General features: G+C 66.9%; 16 protein-coding genes. 9 read left to right on the top strand and 7 right to left on the bottom strand.

From position 1 onward, the window contains the following. Positions 1 to 54: 54 nt before the first annotated feature. The gene (locus tag FPJ27_RS09190; protein ID WP_072436472.1) at positions 55 to 237 is read right to left on the bottom strand and encodes a Flp family type IVb pilin; all 183 of its coding nucleotides are present in this window, start codon (positions 235 to 237) and stop codon (positions 55 to 57) included. A 425-nt stretch (positions 238 to 662) separates the two neighbouring features. After that, positions 663 to 1,139: a hypothetical protein gene (locus FPJ27_RS09185; RefSeq protein ID WP_204422663.1), complete on the bottom strand. Its 477-nt coding sequence runs from the start codon at positions 1,137 to 1,139 to the stop codon at positions 663 to 665. A gap of 15 nt (positions 1,140 to 1,154) precedes the next feature. Here FPJ27_RS09185 and FPJ27_RS09180 point away from each other — a divergent pair, with 15 nt between their 5' ends. The 6 genes from FPJ27_RS09180 (at position 1,155) to FPJ27_RS09155 (ending at position 7,057) form a co-directional block, all read left to right on the top strand. After that, complete coding sequence (locus FPJ27_RS09180; protein WP_204422662.1) at positions 1,155 to 2,237, top strand: ABC transporter substrate-binding protein; 1,083 nt, start codon at positions 1,155 to 1,157, stop codon at positions 2,235 to 2,237. 15 nt (positions 2,238 to 2,252) lie between these two features. Beyond that, entirely contained in the window at positions 2,253 to 3,095 is an 843-nt protein-coding gene (locus tag FPJ27_RS09175) for an ABC transporter permease (RefSeq protein ID WP_204422661.1), read from the top strand. Positions 3,096 to 3,131: 36 nt separating this feature from the next. Further along, positions 3,132 to 3,962: an ABC transporter permease gene (locus FPJ27_RS09170; protein WP_204422660.1), complete on the top strand. Its 831-nt coding sequence runs from the start codon at positions 3,132 to 3,134 to the stop codon at positions 3,960 to 3,962. 40 nt (positions 3,963 to 4,002) lie between these two features. Further along, a complete protein-coding gene (locus FPJ27_RS09165) occupies positions 4,003 to 4,848 on the top strand; it encodes an ABC transporter ATP-binding protein (RefSeq protein ID WP_204422659.1) in 846 nt (281 codons plus the stop codon). Positions 4,849 to 4,996: 148 nt separating this feature from the next. After that, positions 4,997 to 5,950, top strand: a complete 954-nt coding sequence (locus tag FPJ27_RS09160) for a TauD/TfdA family dioxygenase (protein WP_204422658.1) — start codon at positions 4,997 to 4,999, stop codon at positions 5,948 to 5,950. Positions 5,951 to 6,109: 159 nt separating this feature from the next. Beyond that, positions 6,110 to 7,057 (top strand): TauD/TfdA family dioxygenase, encoded by a 948-nt coding sequence (locus FPJ27_RS09155; protein ID WP_204422657.1) that lies wholly within the window; start codon positions 6,110 to 6,112, stop codon positions 7,055 to 7,057. A 55-nt stretch (positions 7,058 to 7,112) separates the two neighbouring features. Here the strand turns inward: FPJ27_RS09155 and FPJ27_RS09150 are convergent, their stop codons facing one another. Beyond that, positions 7,113 to 8,774 (bottom strand): ABC transporter substrate-binding protein, encoded by a 1,662-nt coding sequence (locus tag FPJ27_RS09150; RefSeq protein WP_204422656.1) that lies wholly within the window; start codon positions 8,772 to 8,774, stop codon positions 7,113 to 7,115. Positions 8,775 to 9,072: 298 nt separating this feature from the next. Between FPJ27_RS09150 and FPJ27_RS09145 the strand changes: the two genes are divergently transcribed. Both FPJ27_RS09145 and FPJ27_RS09140 read left to right on the top strand, forming a co-directional pair. Next, positions 9,073 to 9,480 carry a DUF427 domain-containing protein gene (locus tag FPJ27_RS09145; RefSeq protein ID WP_204422655.1) on the top strand — a complete coding sequence of 136 codons (408 nt, stop codon included), beginning with the start codon at positions 9,073 to 9,075 and terminating at the stop codon, positions 9,478 to 9,480. A gap of 174 nt (positions 9,481 to 9,654) precedes the next feature. Beyond that, complete coding sequence (locus tag FPJ27_RS09140) at positions 9,655 to 10,647, top strand: sulfonate ABC transporter substrate-binding protein (RefSeq protein WP_204422654.1); 993 nt, start codon at positions 9,655 to 9,657, stop codon at positions 10,645 to 10,647. A gap of 37 nt (positions 10,648 to 10,684) precedes the next feature. Here FPJ27_RS09140 and FPJ27_RS09135 read toward each other — a convergent pair whose 3' ends face one another. The 4 genes from FPJ27_RS09135 to FPJ27_RS09120 form a co-directional block, all read right to left on the bottom strand. After that, positions 10,685 to 11,269 carry a putative glycolipid-binding domain-containing protein gene (locus FPJ27_RS09135; protein WP_204422653.1) on the bottom strand — a complete coding sequence of 195 codons (585 nt, stop codon included), beginning with the start codon at positions 11,267 to 11,269 and terminating at the stop codon, positions 10,685 to 10,687. A gap of 106 nt (positions 11,270 to 11,375) precedes the next feature. Beyond that, entirely contained in the window at positions 11,376 to 12,761 is a 1,386-nt protein-coding gene (gene potE, locus FPJ27_RS09130; RefSeq protein WP_204422652.1) for a putrescine-ornithine antiporter, read from the bottom strand. A gap of 62 nt (positions 12,762 to 12,823) precedes the next feature. Next, the gene (locus FPJ27_RS09125) at positions 12,824 to 15,124 is read right to left on the bottom strand and encodes an Orn/Lys/Arg decarboxylase N-terminal domain-containing protein (RefSeq protein ID WP_204422651.1); all 2,301 of its coding nucleotides are present in this window, start codon (positions 15,122 to 15,124) and stop codon (positions 12,824 to 12,826) included. A 201-nt stretch (positions 15,125 to 15,325) separates the two neighbouring features. Further along, entirely contained in the window at positions 15,326 to 15,529 is a 204-nt protein-coding gene (locus tag FPJ27_RS09120) for a hypothetical protein (RefSeq protein WP_204422650.1), read from the bottom strand. A gap of 93 nt (positions 15,530 to 15,622) precedes the next feature. Between FPJ27_RS09120 and FPJ27_RS09115 the strand changes: the two genes are divergently transcribed. Further along, on the top strand, positions 15,623 to 17,803 hold the full coding sequence (locus FPJ27_RS09115) for an ornithine decarboxylase (protein WP_204422649.1): 2,181 nt from the start codon (positions 15,623 to 15,625) through the stop codon (positions 17,801 to 17,803). Positions 17,804 to 17,808 lie beyond the last annotated feature (5 nt).

The raw sequence follows: 17,808 nt of genomic DNA, 5'->3' as shown, positions 1-17,808 counted from the left end.
ACGTTTTACCGCTGCGGATCCGTGTATTCGTCGGCGGCGCGCGGGTTCAGGGGATCAGATCAGGCCCGTCACCTTCGTGATCAGCGCCGTGAACACGCTCGGCAAGCCGCCGGAAGTGCTGCTGAGGATCACGCCGACCGCTGCCAGCGCGACCACGACGATGCCTGCCAGCACCGCATATTCGAGCGAGCTGACGCCACGTTCATCACGCAGCAGGGACTTGACGTATTGCAGCATGGCAACCTCCGTGTGACGGGGTCGATGATCGACCGTTGAACGTAAAGACGCTGCATGGGTCCGGCGGCTGCATATGGCGTTCGCCCATTCGCGACTCATGCGGCCGGCCCACGCATGAGGCCGTTCGCATTCCCCGAAGTCCACTCGATCACTGCGACGCGCGGCATGCAACGACGGCATCGATCGTTTCATTCGCACATCTGTTGTGCAGCCTCGCCGGCACGACGCCGACCGCACTGATTCGTCTAGGGTATAGACAATTTTTGAGACGATTTCAAATAATTTGGCGTCGGAATGTATTTATGGATAGCACCCTGCAATGATGAAATTCATGCAGGGGGTCTATCGAAATTCTTTGTCGCGGCATTCCGTATGGTTCAGATTGGTTCAGACGTCGATGTAAGCATGTTAACTGCCGCGATGCATCATTTCCCGTCTGGCGGAATAACCCGTTTCCATTCGATTTTTCGGGATGCCGAATGGGCCGTGCGCACCGTTTCACGCGCGGTGGTTCGCATATGCCGGCCGGAAATCCGTTCACGCTCCGCCCGGCCAATTCGGCAAATATGACTGGTCCGGATCGGTTTTTTTAACCGACTGATGCCGATTTCACCGCCCTGATTCGCATGCCGATCGGCCGGCGAATCCGCAAATCCGCGATTTAGCCATTTCAGGAATTTTCCAACCGGCGCTTGCCTGATCATCAGGCGACGCCAATCAACATGATCGGAATCCTGAACGATTCCGCGATACATGCGAATCCGCTTTTCGTTCGCGGAAACGGCACGCCCGGCCCCGCAACCCGCCAGGCGGCGATAAGCATAGTTCAAATCGTTGTTTGTCCCGCGCCGGAAGCGTCCACCAGAATGGCTCGACGCCTCCCTGTCCGATTTCATTTTCACGCTACCCGACGCACCATGACCGATCGATTCCCGTTTCCGCTGCGCCTGCTGCGATCGCTGCTGGCGGCCACGCTGATGACGCTGGCGGCCGCCGCCGCGCACGCCGACAAGCCCGCCACCATCCGCATCGGCGTCGCCCAGCAGGGCGCCGGCGATCCGCCGACCTTCGGCGGCTCGAGCGCCGCCACCGCGCAATTGCAGCAACTGGTCGAAAAGGAATTCGCGGCCGACGGCATCAACGTGCAGTGGCTGTTCTTCAAGGGCGCGGGGCCGGCCGTCAACGAGGCGATCGCCAACAAGGCACTCGACTTCGCGTACCAGGGCGACCTGCCGGCCGTGCTCGCACGCTCGAACGGGATCAAGACGCACCTGCTGCTTGCCGCGAGCGTGCGCTCGGGCGTGAAGATCGCAGTCCCGCCCGACTCCGGCATCCGTTCGATCACCGACCTGAAGGACCGCCGCGTGTCGATCTTCCGCGGCACGAACCTGCAGCTCGTCGCCGACAACGCGCTCGCGAAAAACAGCCTCGGCGAACGCGACCTGCGTGTGATCAACCTCGACGCCGCGAGCTCGCTCGCCGCGCTCGCGTCGAAAGGCATCGACGCGTCGGTGGGCGACTACCAGCTATACAAGCTGCGCGACGCGGGGCTCGCGAAGATCATCTACGAATCGCAGAACGATGGCCCGCAGTACACGCGCCAGACCCACCTGCTCGTGCTGGACGATTTCGAACGCGCGCATCCGGACATCGTGCAGCGCGTCGTCAACGCGCTGGTCAAGGGCGCGCAATGGTCGTCCGACGAGGCGAACCGCGATGCGCTGTTCAAGCTGTGGGCGAAGAGCGGCGTCCCGTATTCGTCGTGGCAGGCGGACTATGCGAACCAGCGCCTGAAGGATCGCCTGTCGCCGCTGATCGATCCGTTCCTCGTCGCGCGCTACAAGGCCGTCGCGCAGGATGCACTGAAGCTGAAGCTGATCCGCCAGCCGGTCGACGTCGACGGCTGGTTCGAGCCGAAGTATCTCGACAACGCGCTGCGCACGCTGAAGCTCGAAAACTACTGGCCGCGCTACGACGCGGCCGGCAAGCCCCTTTCCTGACCCGGACCCGCCCCGATGAGCGACACCGCGATCCCGATTCCGTCGTCCGAGCCGCATGCACTCGCCGCGCCGCCGCGCCGTGCGGCGGGCGTGAAGCGGCTCGCGTGGCAGCTCGCGCCGTGGGTACTGCCCGCGCTGCTGTTCGCGCTGTGGAGCGTCGGCAGCGCGCGCGGCTGGATCGCACCGCAGATCCTGCCGCCGCCCGAACGCGTGTACGACGCGCTCGCCGATCTCGCGACGAGCGGCGATCTCGCGCGCCACACGCTGGTCAGCCTGCAGCGCGTGCTGGTCGGCTTCGCGGCCGGCTCGCTGCTCGGTTTCGCGATCGGCGTCGCGCTCGGCCTGTCGCGCACGCTGGAAGCCTATGTGCTGCCGAGCTTCAACGCGCTCGTACAGATTCCGGTGCTCGGCTGGCTGCCGTTCCTGCTGCTGCTCGTCGGCGTCGGCGAACCGCTCAAGTACCTGCTGATCGCGCATGCGGCGCTCGTCCCCGTCACGATGAGCACGCTGCAGGGGTTTCGCCAGACGCCGCCTGCACTCGACGAAGTCGCGCGCGGGTTCGGCTACACGCGCCGGCAACGCATCGTCCACGTCGTGCTGCCGGCCGCGATCCCGACGCTCGCGACCGGCGTGCGGCTCGCGTTCACGAAGTCGTGGCTCGCGCTCGTCGTCGTCGAGCTCGTCGCGTCCTCCGAAGGGCTCGGCTACCTGATCGTGTACGGCCGGCAACTGTTCCAGCTCGATCTCGTGATGGCGGCCGTGGTCGTGGTCGGCGCGGTCGGCCTGCTGATCAACCGGCTGCTCGATGCACTCGAAGCGCGCCTGCGCCGCGGCTTGCCGTCCGCGTTCCGCGGCTGAACCGGCCTGCCCGCACCAACCGAAGGAAACCACCCGATGCCGCACTCCGCCACGTCGACGCTCGCGCCGGCTGCCACGCCGTCGCCCGTCACAGCCGCCCGCCGCCTGCATGCGCCCGACTGGCGCGGCTTCGTGCTGCCGCTCGTCGCGTTCGCGCTCTGGTGGGCGATCGCTTCCGCGCACGTCGTGAAAAGCGGGCTGCTCGTCGGCCCGGCCGACGTCCTGCACACCGCGTGGTCGCAGGTCACGAGCGGCGCGCTCGGCCGCGCACTGTCCGCGTCGCTCGCGCGCGAAGCCTGCGGTTTCGCGATCGGTGCGACGGGCGGGCTGCTGCTCGGCACCGCGCTCGGGCTGTCGCGCATCGCCGCGCGCATCGTCGGCCCGAGCTTCGACACGTTCAAGCAGATCTCGCTGTTCGCGTGGATTCCGCTGATCTCCGTGTGGTTCGGCCTCGGCGACGTCGCCAAGGTCGTGTTCCTGTCGCTCGCCGCGCTGCTGCCCGTCGCCGCGCATACGTGCGACGGCATTCACGCGGTGCCGCGCGCGTATGTCGACGTCGCCCGCGCGCTGCGCTATTCGCGGCTCCAGCTCGTCCGCTACGTGATCCTGCCGGCCGCACTGCCGTCGATCTTCACCGGGCTGTATCTCGGCCTGATCTATTCGTGGCTCGCGACGCTCGGCGCCGAATACCTGCTCGTTGCCGGCAGCGGGATCGGCAACACGCTGATCGACGGCAGCGAGCAGTTCCGGATGGATCTCGTGCTGTTCGGGATCATCGTGGTCGGCGTGACCGGCTGGGCGCTGAACGCGATCGCGCGTGCGATCGAACGCAAGGTGCTGGCCCGGCGCGGCGACCTGCCGCGCTGATCTGACGCTCCTCCCCTGTCGCATCCTTCTTCGCTCCGCCATGACGACCCTCGCCTCCGACTCGCTCGACATCCTCCATGTAAGCAAGCACTACGCACAACGCGGCGCGGCGCTCGCCGTGCTCGACGACGTGTCGCTGCACGTGCGCGCCGGCGAATTCGTCACGATCGTCGGCGCGAGCGGCTGCGGCAAGTCCACGCTGCTGCGGCTGGTCGCGGGGCTCGATACCGACTACTCGGGCGAGATCCGCGCCGGCGACGAACGCGTGCGCGACACGTCGCTGCAGCGCGGGATCGTGTTCCAGGATCACCGGCTGTTCCCATGGCTCACCGTCGAGCAGAACATCGGCGCCGCGCTGCGCAACGCGCCGCTCGACGCGGCCGCGAAGCGGCGAGCGGTAGCCGACCACATCGCGCTCGTCGGGCTGAACGGCTTCGAGCACGCGTTTCCGAACCAGTTGTCGGGCGGGATGGCGCAGCGCGTCGCGATCGCGCGCGGCCTCGTGAACCGACCGCGCGTGCTGCTGCTCGACGAGCCGTTCGGCGCGCTCGACGCGCAGACGCGCGCGCGGATGCAGAACGAATTGCTGCGCATCTGGGAACAGGAGCGCATCACGATGATGCTCGTCACGCACGACGTCGACGAAGCCGTCTATCTCGGCGACCGCGTCGTCACGATGGCGCCGCGCCCGGGCCGCATCGAACGCATCGTCGATGTCGCGCTGCCGCGGCCGCGCCGGCGCGATTCGCCGGAATTCGTGCGGTTGCGCGATACGGTGCTCGCCGATTTCGACGATAGCGACCCGCCGCGCGACGACGGCGCGGGCGGCAAGCGCATCGACACGCCGCACGCGCACCGGATCGGTGAATTCCGGCTTGCGTGGTAGAGACGTGTCGCGACCGCATTGCTCAGCATGACGACACATATCGATCATCGCAGCACGCACGCTAAGGTTGTGACGATTCATCGGTTCCGGTTCCGCGCGCTCCCTGCTTGAATGGAGACTCGACCGACCCGACTCCAGGAGACTCCCGATGTCCGAAGTCCAGCACGCCGCCCACCCGTCTTCGCATGCTTCGCACGCCGCGCCGCGCACGGCCGCCGCCCCGCTCCAGCTTCGCCAGGTTGCCGGCCGGATCGGCGCCGAGATCGCCGGCGTCCGGCTGTCGGCCACGCTCGACGACGCGACGTTCGACGCGATCCAGGCCGCGCTGCTGCGCCACAAGGTGCTGTTCTTCCGTGGCCAGCACCATCTCGACGACACCGCGCAGGAAGCGTTCGCGCGCCGCTTCGGCGACACGGTCGCGCACCCGACCGTGCCGTCCGTCGACGGCAGCGCGCATCTGCTCGAACTCGATTCCGCGCACGGCGCCCGGGCGAATTCGTGGCACACCGACGTCACGTTCGTCGACGCATACCCGAAGATCTCGATCCTGCGCGCGGTCGTGATTCCGCCGTTCGGCGGCGATACGGTATGGGCCAACACGGCTGCCGCGTACGCGCATCTTCCCGACCCGCTGCGCGCGCTCGCCGACACGCTGTGGGCGATCCATACGAACGCATACGACTACGCGTCGACGCACGTGCATGCCGACGACACGCAACTGAAGCGCTACCGCGAAGTGTTCACGTCGACCGTCTACGAAACCGAGCATCCGGTCGTGCGCGTGCATCCGGAAACCGGCGAACGCACGCTCGTGCTAGGGCACTTCGTGCAGCGGCTCAAGGGGCTGTCGGCGCAGGACTCCGCGCACCTGCTGCAGGTCTTCCACGAGCACGTGACGCGCCTCGAGAACACCGTGCGCTGGAACTGGCAGGAAGGCGACGTCGCGATCTGGGACAACCGCGCGACGCAGCACTACGCGATCAACGACTACGGCGCTGCGCGCCGCGTCGTGCGCCGAGCAACCGTTCACGGCGACGTGCCGGTCGGCATCGACGGCCGCCGGAGCGTCGTGCTGAAGGGGCCGGGCGCGACGCTGCAATAACGTCCGCGTACCGCGGCGGCGCCGTTCCGTGCGCGCCGCCGCGCGTTCCCCGCCATTCGCCACCGAACACACCACCATGAACCTCCCGCCGCCGGACCGACGCTTGCACCCGCAACGATGTCGGTCATCCGCCCCGTTCAATTCCGCCAGGAGCGTCGCATGAGCGCCCTACCCGAACCCGCCGCCCAGCCGGTCGACGTGATCCCGCTGTCCGCCCATATCGGCGCGGAAATACGCGGCGTCGACCTCACGCAACCGTTGACCACACCGCAGATCGCGGCCATCCGCACCGCGCTGCTGAAATGGCGCGTCATTTTCTTCCGCGAACAATTCCTCACGCACGACCAGCACGTCGTGTTCTCCGCGCAGTTCGGCGAGCCGACGGTCGGCCATCCGGTGTTCGGGTACGTCGATGGTCACCCGGCCGTCTATTCGATCGCGAAGCACCGCAAGGCGACGCGCTTCGAAGGCGAACCGGTGCGCCGGCCGTGGACGGGCTGGCACACCGACGTGACGGCCGCCGTGAACCCGCCGTGGGCGTCGATCCTGCGCGGCGTGACGATCCCGCCGTACGGCGGCGACACGCACTGGACCAATCTCGTACGCGCGTATGAAACGCTGTCCGAGCCGCTGCGCGGTTTCGTCGACGGCTTGCGCGGCATCCACCGCTTCACGCCGCCGGCCGGTGCGCGCGCCACCGGCGCGTTCGACGACGCGATCGAACGCCGCCCGCTCGTGACCGAACATCCGCTCGTGCGCGTGCATCCGGAGACCGGCGAACGTGCGCTGTACGTGAGCCCGAGCTTCCTGAAATCGATCGTCGGGCTGACGCCGCGCGAGAGCCAGGCGCTGCTCGAACTGCTGTGGGAACATGTGACGCGGCCGGAATTCACGATCCGCTTCAAATGGGAACCGCGCAGCATCGCGTTCTGGGACAACCGCGCGACCGCGCACCTCGCGCCGGTCGACATCTTCGATCTCGACTTCGACCGCCAGCTCTATCGTACGACGCTCACCGGCGACGTTCCGGTCGGCCCCGACGGCCGGCCATCGGTCGCACTCGAAGGCTCGCCGGTCGAAACGGCGGCGGCCGTCGCGCTCAACTGATCGCAACCGACACCGGCGCGCGCAAGCGCGCCGGCCCTTCGACCATCGATCTCCGTCAATCCAGCCACACGCCGTCGAAGCGGTGCCCGCCGAGCGGCGAGAACGTCAGCCCGTGCACACGTTTCGACACCGGCAGCGACACGATCGACGTCGCGATCGGCGTGAACGGCACCTGGTCCTTGAACACCACCTGCGCCTGTTCGTACAGCGCCGTGCGCTTCGCGACGTCCGCATTCGAGCGCGCCGCGCTCACCAGCTTTTCGAAATCCTGATTGCACCACTTCGCGAGGTTGCTGCCGTGCACCGCGTCGCAGCCGAGCAACGTGCCGAGCCAGTTGTCGGGGTCGCCGTTGTCGCCCGACCAGCCGTACAGGATCGCGTCGTGCTGCCCGTCGTGCTTCGCGCGGCGGTTGTATTCGCCCCATTCGTAGCTGACGATCTTCGCGCGCACGCCGATCTTCGCCCAGTCCTGCTGGATCAGTTGCGCCATCAGCTGCGCATTCGGGTTGTACGGGCGCTGCACCGGCATCGCCCACAGCGTCAGGTCGAAGCCGTTCGGGAAACCGGCCTGCGCGAGCAGCGCCTTCGCGGCGGCCGGATCGCGCGGCGCATCCTTCAGACGCGGGTTGTACGACCATTGTGCGGGCGGCATCGGGTTCGTCGCGATCTTCGCGTCGCCGTTGAAGACGGTCTTCACGATCGCCGTCTTGTCGATCGCGATGTCGAGCGCGCGCCGCACGTCGACGCGATCGAGCGGCGCATGCTGCGTGTTGTACGCGACGAAACCGACGTTGAAGCCCGTTCCCGAGAACAGCTCCAGCTTCGGGTCGCGCCGCACCGTGTCGAGATCGGCCGGCCGCGGGAACGCCGATACCTGGCATTCGCCGGCCACCAGCTTTTGCAGGCGCGCGGCCGGATCGGGCGTGATCGCGAACACGAGCCGCGCGAGCTTCACGTCGCCCGGCTTCCAGTAGTCGGGGTTCGCTTCGTAGCGGATCAGCGCATCCTTCTGATACGTGCGCAGCAGGAACGGCCCGGTGCCGACCGGGAACTGGTTGATGTCGGCCTCGCGATGGCGCGCCGCGAGCTGCGACGCATATTCGGCCGACAGCACCGACGCGAACGCCATCGCGAGGTTGCGCACGAACACGACGTCGGGCGTCTTCAGCTCGAAGCGCACCGTGTAGTCGTCGACCTTCTCGATGCGCTCGACGTTGCGGTCGAAGCCGAGATCGCTGAAGTACGGGAAGCTGACCGGGTAGGCCTTGCGGAATGGATCGTCGGGATCGAGCATCCGGCGGAACGTAAACACGACGTCGTCGGCCTGGAACGGCCGCGTCGGCTTGAACCATGCAGTCGTCTGGAATTTCACGCCATGCCGCAGGTGGAACGTGATCGCGCGCTGATCGGGCGACACGTCCCAGCTCGTCGCGAGCGACGGTTCGAGATCGAGCGTGCCGCGCCTGAACTGCACGAGCCCGTTATAGATCGTGTACGTGCTCGCGTCGAAATCGGTGCTCGTCGTGTGCTGGCCCGGATCGAAGCCGGCCGGGCTGCCTTCGCTGCAGTATACGAGCGTCTTGCCGGCCGGCGCGGCGAGCGCCTGCGTGGCCGCGCCGGCGAGCAGCAGCGACGCGGCCATGCAACGGAGTGCGACAACGGCATGCGGTGCGCGACGTGCGCGGCGCGCGGCTGACGAAACGAAAGAATGCTTCATGGTGGTGGAAAGAAGGAATGAGTCATGCGAATGACGACGGCCGATCTTCGCGCGCCTCCCGCCGATCGCTTACCAATTAATTCGGCGTTGCTTATCGCCGCGGGTGCATCCCGCTGCCAGTGCATGAATATGTCCGCGCCAGCGCCGGGACATCGCCCGGCAGCCTTGCCTCGCCACCGCCTTCCGGCCCCCTGCAGATTCTCCGGAATTGGCGCATCGTATCGGCTGGCAAACGCCGGCAGAGGCGCGCCGGGATCCGCCCGGCGACGCCACGCCGCCAGTTCCTGGAGGACCCACGATGTCGATCAGCTCCGATACGCCCTCTCGTCCCGTGAAGTCGCCGGGCCCCGATCATCCGATCGCGATCGAGCCGCATCCGTGGCGCGTGGTGGTCTCGGTGGCCGGCAAGGTCGTCGCCGATACGCGCCGCGCGCTGGCGCTGCGCGAGGCCAGCTATCCGGCCGTGCTCTACATCCCGCGCGAAGACGCCGACATGTCGCTGCTGCGACGCACCGACCACGCGACATACTGCCCGTACAAGGGCGACTGCGCGTACTACTCGATCCCGGCCGGCGGCGCACGCGCGACCAACGCGGTGTGGACCTACGAGCATCCGTATCCGGCCGTCGAAGCGATTCGCGGGCACCTCGCGTTCTATCCGGACCGCGTCGATTCGATCGAGGAAAGCGCCGCCGACGCAGCCTGAGGGCGGCTGATTTGCATATGCGCATTCATTGGTTGGCCGCCGGCCCGCGCGGCCGTATCGTCCTGAATCCGGCGCGGGCCGGCCCGTTGCGAGCAGCGCCCGCATCCGACCCCGTCCTGCGCCGGCCGCGCCGCCTTTGCGCGCGCCCCGTGAACCCGCACGCAGGACACCCCGATGAGCGACACACCGCACACAGACGTTGAAACGACCCCGGCGAACCCGCGCCGCCGCCAATGGTTGCACGGCGCGGCCGCCGGGCTTGCCGGACTCGCGCTCGGGCCGCTCGCGACCCTGCCCGCACGGGCCCAGGACAACGGCACGCGGCTGCGCATCGGGTTCCAGAAATACGGCAACTTCGTCGTGCTGAAGGCCCGCGGCACGCTCGAGAAGCGCCTCGCGAGCCAGGGCGTCGCGGTGCAATGGCTCGAATTCCCGGCCGGCCCGCAACTGCTCGAAGGGCTGAACGCCGGCGCGATCGACGTCGGCACGGTCGGCGAAACGCCGCCGATCTTCGCGCAGGCGGCCGGCGTCGATTTCGTCTATATCGGCAACGAGCCGCCCGCGCCGCAGGGCGAAGCGATCGTCGTGCTGCCCGATTCGCCGATCCGCAGCGTCGCGCAGTTGCGCGGCAAGAAGGTCGCGTTCAACAAGGGCTCGAACGTCCACTACCTGCTCGTGAAGGCGCTCGAGCACGCGGGCCTCGCGTATGCGGACATCCAGCCGATCTACCTGACGCCCGCCGACGCGCGCGCCGCGTTCGTGCAGCGCAGCGTCGATGCGTGGGTGATCTGGGATCCGTATCTGGCGGCCGCCGAACGGCAGCTCGGCGCGCGCGTGATCGCGAACGGCGAAGGGCTCGTGCGCAACACGCAGTACTACCTCGCCGCGCGCAAGTACGCGGCCGCTCACCCGCAGGTGCTGCGCGCGCTGCTCGACGAAGTCGACGCGGTCGATCGCTGGGCGCGCGACCACACGCCCGACGTCGCCGCGCAACTGTCACCGCTCGTCGGCCTCGACGCGCCGACGCTCGAAGTCGCGCTCAAGCGCGCCGGCTACGGCGTGCAGCCCGTCACCGACGCGACGGTCGCGTATCAGCAGAACATCGCCGACACGTTCAGCACGCTGAAGCTGATTCCGGGCAAGCTGACGGTCGCCAACGCGCGCTGATGCGCTGCCGAAGCACGACACGACGCGACGCGACTCGTTATGGGGCAAGCGCTGCGCCGATGCGCCGCCATTCGTCGTAGTCGATGACGAGGCCGGCTTCGTCGCTCGCGATATCGGCCGCATAGGTGCCGCTCTCGTAGCGATACACGTGTGGCGCCGTATGCGTATAACGCTGCTCGCCGCGCACGATGGCGAAATCCGGAAAGCGCAGCCATGCGGTATGGATCGTCGCGGCGTCGCCGACGGCCAGCGCCAACCGCCGGATCGGCAGCGTATTGGTCGACGGGCTGAAACCGAGGTCGATGTCGGTCGCGCCCGCGAGCAGCGGCACGTCGACGCCGTCGATCGTCCAGCGCCCGCCGTCGCATCCGAGGTCCAGCCGTTGCGGCGGCGACGTGCCGAGCCAGCGTGTCACGCGCGCCGAGCGCGTGAGCCAGTCGGCACCGCATGCGATCGCATAGTCGATGCGAAACGGCGTGCCGTCGATCGCGCCCGATACCGAACCCGACAGATCGATTCCCGTTCGCGTCTCCGCGAGCCGGCACCATTCGGCCGCCTGCCACGTCTGCACGATCTGCCATGCGACGCATCGCGTGCGCACCGCTTCATCCTGTTGCGTCATGTCGCCGTCTCCTGTCGGTCGCGCGAAAGCCGATTTTCGCTCATCGCGTCGATGAGCACACGCGGCTTCGGCAACCGACCTCCGGCGATACGGATTGCGCCGGCCCTCACGCCTGCAACGACTTCCCCGGCTCCTTCACGTGCGCGTCGACTTCCATCTGGTAGAAGCGCGCGCTGACGAAGCCGAACAGCGTCCAGCCCAGGAACACGCACAGGCCGCCGAGCATCAGCGCCTGCTCGCCCGAGCTGAACAGCGCATAGAAGCTATACGCGGTCGCGACCATCGCGATCACGTTCGTCACCAGCGCCTTGGCCGGCGGCACGTTCGCGACCTTCTGGATCGTGATCAGCGCGGCCATCGACATCACGTACGGCACGAGGTTCGTGACGACCGCGAGATCGACGATCTTCTGGAACTGGCTGCTCAGCTCAGGGCTGATCGTCATCAGCGCCAGCGCGACCTGCGCGACGAGCAGGATCACCATGCCGACGATCGGCGTGCCGGTGCGCGTCGCACGCGCGAACACCGGCAGGAAGTAGCCGACGTCCGCCGAGCTCTTGAACACCTGCGCGACCGTGAACTGCCAGCCGAGCAGCGAGCCGATGCACGCGATCACCATCAGCGCGGTGACGATCGTGCCGACCGTCGGCGTGAACATCGTCGCGAACGCGATGCCGAACGGCGCGTTCGACTTCGCGAGGATCGCATTCGGCACGATCCCCGCGATCACGTTGGTCGACACGATGTAGAAGATCGCCGATGCGATCGTGCCGCCGAGCACGGCGATCGGCACGTTGCGCTCCGGGTTCTCGACCGCGTCCGAGTTCGCGCACGCCGATTCGAGCCCGAGGAACGCCCACAGCGTCACCGCGATCGAACTGCCGACGGCCGGCCCGAACGGCATGTCGTGCGGATTCCACGCAGCGCCCCAGGTCGCGCCGCTGAACCAGAACCAGCCGATCAGCGACACGATGACGACCGGAATGATCACGCCCCACACGGTCACCGCACCGATCCGGCCGGTGATGCGCGAGCCGCCGAAGTTCGCGACCGTCGTGAACACGAGCAGGAAGATCGTCCACAGGCCCGTCTGCAGCGGCGACAGCGTCGCGCCGAACAGCACGGTGCCGTAGCCGACCGCCGTGACGCCGATCGCGACGTTGGCGATCACGAGCGACAGCCCGTACGTGTAGTTCGCCATGTAGTTGCCGGCCTTGCCGAACGCGTATTCCGCGTAGCCGCCCATCCCGCCCGGCTTGCGGCTCAACATCCCGCAGCGCGCGAACGCATAGGCCAGCGCGAGCGAGCCGCCGGCCGTGACGATCCACGACAGCAGCGAGATCGTGCCGACCTGCGCGAGCTTCGACGGCAGCAGGATGATGCCGGAGCCCATCATGTTGACCGCCGTGAGGATGGTGAGCTGCCAGACGTTCATCCGGTTCTTCGCCGCGGCCGCCGGGGCCGCGGCGGACATGCGTGCTGCGTTTTCCATGATCTCGATCCTTCGATGTGATGCCGCCGCGCGGCCGGTCGCTCGTGCGTCCGGCCTCTCGTTCAGGCCGTCAGGCAGTACACGCGGTACGTGCCGTCCTCGACTTCCACGCCGTGCGTATCGTGCGCGAAGCCCGGAAAGCGACGGTCGTACGCTTCGAGCGCCTTCAGGTAACCGAGCACCGGGCCGCCGGCCGGCCCCGCGTTCTCGCCCGGCATCAGCAGCGGAATGCCCGGCGGATACGGCACGACGCCGGTGGCGACCGTGCGCCCGGCCAGCTCGTCGAGCGCGACCTGCTCGACGCGGCCCTGCACGAGATGCTCGTACGCGCGCACCGGGCTCATCTCCGGCTTCGGCAGGATCGAAAACGCCTCCGACATCAGCCGCGTCGTGCCGAGCTGCTCCATCGCCGCGAACATCGTGTCGGCCAGGTCCTTCAGCCCCATGCCCGCATAGCGCGCGCCGTGTTCCTTCGCGAGCGACGGAATCGCCATGTCGAGCGGCAGGTTCGCGTCGTAGTCGCGCTTGAAGTCGCACAGCGCGCTGACGAGCGAGCCCCACTTGCCCTTCGTGATGCCGATCGAGAACAGGAACAGGATCGTGAAGTCGGTCGTCTTCTCGACGACGATCCCGCGCGCATCGAGATAGGCGGTGACGACGCTCGCCGGAATGCCGACCGGCATCAGGCCGCCGGCCGGCGCGACGCCCGGCGTGACGATCGACACCTTGATCGGATCGAGCATGCAGTAGCCGTCCTCGATATTGCCGAAGCCGTGCCATTGCGCGCCGGGGCGCAGCACCCAGCACGACGGATCGCTCGCGAGCAGCTCGGGCGGCGCTTCGTGGAACGGCAGCGTGCGGCCCGTGCGTGCCTCGAGCACGGTGTCGGGCTGCCAGCATTCGAAGAACCAGTCGCCCTTCGCGTCGAACTCGTTGTTCATCCGCGCGATCATCTGCCGGAATGCGACGGCCTCCTCGATCGACTCGTGCGTCAGCGCTTCGCCGCCGGGGCCGTCCATCATCGCGGCCGCGACGTCGTTCGACGCGATGATCGCGTAGTTCGGCGACGTCGACGCGTGCATCATGAACGTTTCGTTAAACTGACCATGTGGAATCGGGCTGCGACCGTCGCGCACGTGGATGTACGACGCTTGCGACAGCGCGGTCAGCAGCTTGTGCGTCGACTGCGTCGCGAACACCGTGGGCCGGTCCGCACGATGGTCGCGCGGATCGCCGTGCATCGCATGGCGGTCGCGGTAGATCGGATTGAAGCGCGCGTAGCCGTACCACGCTTCGTCGAAGTGCAGGCGGTCGACGCTCGCGCCGAGCAGTTCTTCGACGCGCGTGACGTTGTAGCAGAGGCCGTCGTAAGTCGAGTTCGTGACGATCGCGTGCTTCGGCTGGCGATCGGCGAGCCCGGCCGCGAGCGGGTTCGATGCGATCGCCTCGCGGATCGCCGCCTGCGTGAGACGCTCGGACGCGATCGGCCCGATGATCCCGTAGCGGTTGCGCGTCGGTACCAGGTAAGTCGGAATCGCGCCCGACATCGTCATCGCATGCTCGGCCGACTTGTGGCAGTTGCGGTCGCACAGCGCGATCTGGTCGCGGCTCACGCTCGCCATCAGGATAATGCGGTTCGACGTCGACGAACCGTTCGTCACGTGATACGTGCGATGCGCGCCGAACACGCGTGCCGCGTAGCGCTCGCTTTCGCCGATCGGGCCCGAGTGGTCGAGCAGCGAGCCGAGTTCGCCGACCGAGATCGACAGGTCGGAGCGGAACAGCGATTCGCCGAAGTATTCGAAGAACGCGCGGCCGACCGGCGACTTCAGGAAGCCCGTGCCGCCCGTGTGGCCGGGCGTATGCCACGAGTATTCGTAGACGCGAGAGAACTTCGCGAGCGCGCCGAACATCGGCGGCAGCACGGTCGAGCGATAGCGTTCGATCGCCGCGTGGATGCGCCCGCCGATGAAATCGGCCGTATCCTCGAGCAGCCACACGAAATCGTCGACCTGGCCCATGACCGCGGACGGCACCGACGACGCGACGCTGCGGTCGGCCAGCAGGAAGATCGGCACGTTGGCGTTGCGATGCCGGATCGCTTCGACCACCGCCTCGGACGGCCCGTGGCCGTCCACGCCGAGATCCCAGTCGAGCAGCACGCACTGGATCGACGGATCGGAACGGATCAGCATGATCGCATCGTCGGCGGATGTCGCCGTGAGCACGTCGATGTCGCGTTGCGCGAGTTCCGCGCTCAGTGTGCGGACCGCGCGTCCGGTCGCCGTTTCCTGCGTGATTTCGTCGTCGACCAGCAGCGCACGCATGCCGAGACGACGAATGCCGCCGGCGGATGTATTCATGATGTTGCCCTCGCTGTTCCGATGCTTCGTTGGTGTTGTTCGTCTCACGAGCACGCGGACAGCAGGCCACGGTTGGCGACATGAGACGCTCGTCATTCCGGTTTGATTCGCCATCCGATTCGGATGCCGACTATGCCATGGATGCCTTTCGATGAAAAGCCGACGATTCGGCGAAACCGTCGATCCCTTTCAAATCGGATTTCATAATTTGATCATTTTTATGTGCGCTGCAGCACGCCAATTCCCGCTTGTTTGATCCTTCTCATCTTTCAATGAAATTGCCGTTTCCGGTCGATTGAATTCGCCGGATTTTGTTGCTACGATCGGCTGCGTCGCGCACTGACCGGCGGCAGCCGTGCCTCGCTGCGCAAAGCTGCTTCCTCGGCGCGCATCGGCATTCAGCATTCGCGGAAGCGTTTCAATCGGCTGCAGCGCGTGTCGAATTACGTATCGGCACGAATTCGGCTCCCGTTTCCGCACATTTACCGGAGAGTTCGCGTGAGCCTGTTGAAAATCGCAGTCGAGCCGGCGCTGATTGGCGCCTTTCTCACCACGCACGAACAGGTCGACGTATTTCAGACCGATTTCACGAATATCGCGGCAATCGTCGTCGGAATCGATGCGGCGCAAAAAATCCTGAAAACGGTCGAAAGAACCGGCTTCGCGATCCCGTTCTTCGTCGCGGTCGAGCCCGACCAGGAAGTGCCGCCGTCGGTCCTGCCGAGCGCGAGCGGCGTGATCCAGCTCGGGCGCGGCAGCCGCCACTATTACGGCCGGCAGATTTCAGCCGCCTCCGATATCTACAGCGAGAACCTGCTGCCGCCGTTCTTCAAGGTCATGCGCGAATACGTGCAGCGCGGCTACGTCGAGTTCGACTGCCCTGGCCACCAGGGCGGCCAGTTCTTCTCGAATCATCCGCTCGGCCGGATGTTCGTCGACTTCTTCGGCGAGACGCTGTTTCGCGCCGACCTCTGCAACGCGGACGTCCGGCTCGGCGATCTGCTGATCCACGAAGGCCCCGCGCTGGAAGCGCAGCGCAATGCCGCGCGAATCTACAACGCCGACAAGACCTGGTTCGTGCTGAACGGCACGTCGACGTCGAACAAGGTCGTCACGAGCGCGCTGCTCGCGCCCGACGATCTCGTGCTGTTCGATCGCAACAACCACAAGTCGGTGCACCTCGGCGCGCTCGTGGTGTCCGGCGCGCGGCCCGTCTACCTCGAAACCGCGCGCAACGCTTGGGGCCTCATCGGCGGCGTCGACAGCGCGGCGCTCGGCGAAGCGCGCATTCGCGACGCGATCCGCGACGTCGCACCCGAGCGCGCCGACCTGCCGCGCCCGTTCCGGCTCGCGGTGATCCAGCTCGGCACCTACGACGGCACGATCTACAACGCGCGGGAAATCGTCGACCGGATCGGGCATCTGTGCGACTACATCCTGTTCGACTCGGCGTGGGTCGGCTACGAGCAGTTCATCCCGATGATGCAGGACTGCTCGCCGCTGATGCTGACGCTCGGCCCCGACGATCCCGGCATCTTCGTCACGCAATCGGTGCACAAGCAGCAGGCCGGCTTCTCGCAGACGTCGCAGATCCACAAGAAGGACAGCCACATCGAAGGCCAGAAGCGTTTCTGCGATCATCGGCGCTTCAACAACGCGTACATGATCCATGCGTCGACGAGCCCGTTCTACCCGATGTTCGCGGCACTCGACGTCAACGCGCAGATGCATGCGGGCCCGGCCGGCAAGCGACTGTGGCGCGACTGCGTCGCGCACGGCGTCGATGCACGCAAGCTGCTGCTGAAGACCTGCCGCCAGATCCGCCCGTTCGTTCCGCAGCAGGTCGACGGCCGCCCGTGGGCCGACTACCCGACCGAGCAGATCGTCGACGACCTGCGCTTCTTCCGCTTCCATCCGGCCGACACGTGGCACGGCTTCGAAGGCTATGCGAACGACCAGTACTTCGTCGATCCGTGCAAGCTGCTGCTGACGACGCCCGGCATCGATCGCGACACGCACGAGTACGCGCCGTTCGGCGCGCCGGCGCCGATCCTCGCGCGCTACCTGCGCGAGCACGGCGTCGTGCCCGAGAAGGCCGACCTGTACACGATCCTGTTCCTGCTCACGCCATCGGAAAGCTTCGGCAAGCTGCAGCATCTGGTCGCGCACCTCGCGCAGTTCGAACGCCATCTCGACCAGGACACGCCGCTGCGCGAAGCGATCCCGTCGTTGTGCGAAGCGTATCCGGAGCTGTACGGCAGCATGCGCCTGCGGCAGTTGTGCCAGCGCATGCACGATTTCTACCGCAGCCACGACATGAAGCATCTGCAGAAGCAGATGTTCCGGCGCGCGCAGTTCCCGAAGCAGGCGATGCTGCCGCAGGCCGCGAATGCCGAGCTGATCCGCAACAACGTCGAGCTCGTCACGCTCGATCGCATCGAAGGCCGGATCGCGACCGAAGGTGCGCTGCCCTATCCGCCCGGCATCTTCTGCGTGGTGCCCGGCGAAGCGTGGGGCGGCCCGGCGCTCGACTACTTCCGCGCGCTCGAAGCCGGGATCAATGCGCTGCCGGGGTTCGAGCCGGAGATTCAGGGCGTCTACCTGCAGACGAAACCGGACGGCACGAAGCAGGCATCGGCGTACGTGGTGGCCGACCACCCGCGCGCGTCGCTGGCCTGACCGCG

Source organism: Burkholderia sp. MS455, from assembly GCF_016899445.1.
Taxonomy (GTDB): Bacteria; Pseudomonadota; Gammaproteobacteria; order Burkholderiales; family Burkholderiaceae; genus Burkholderia; species Burkholderia pyrrocinia_C.
The sequence above is the reverse complement of the archived record's forward strand: the minus strand, read 5'-3'. Positions and strand labels throughout refer to the sequence as shown.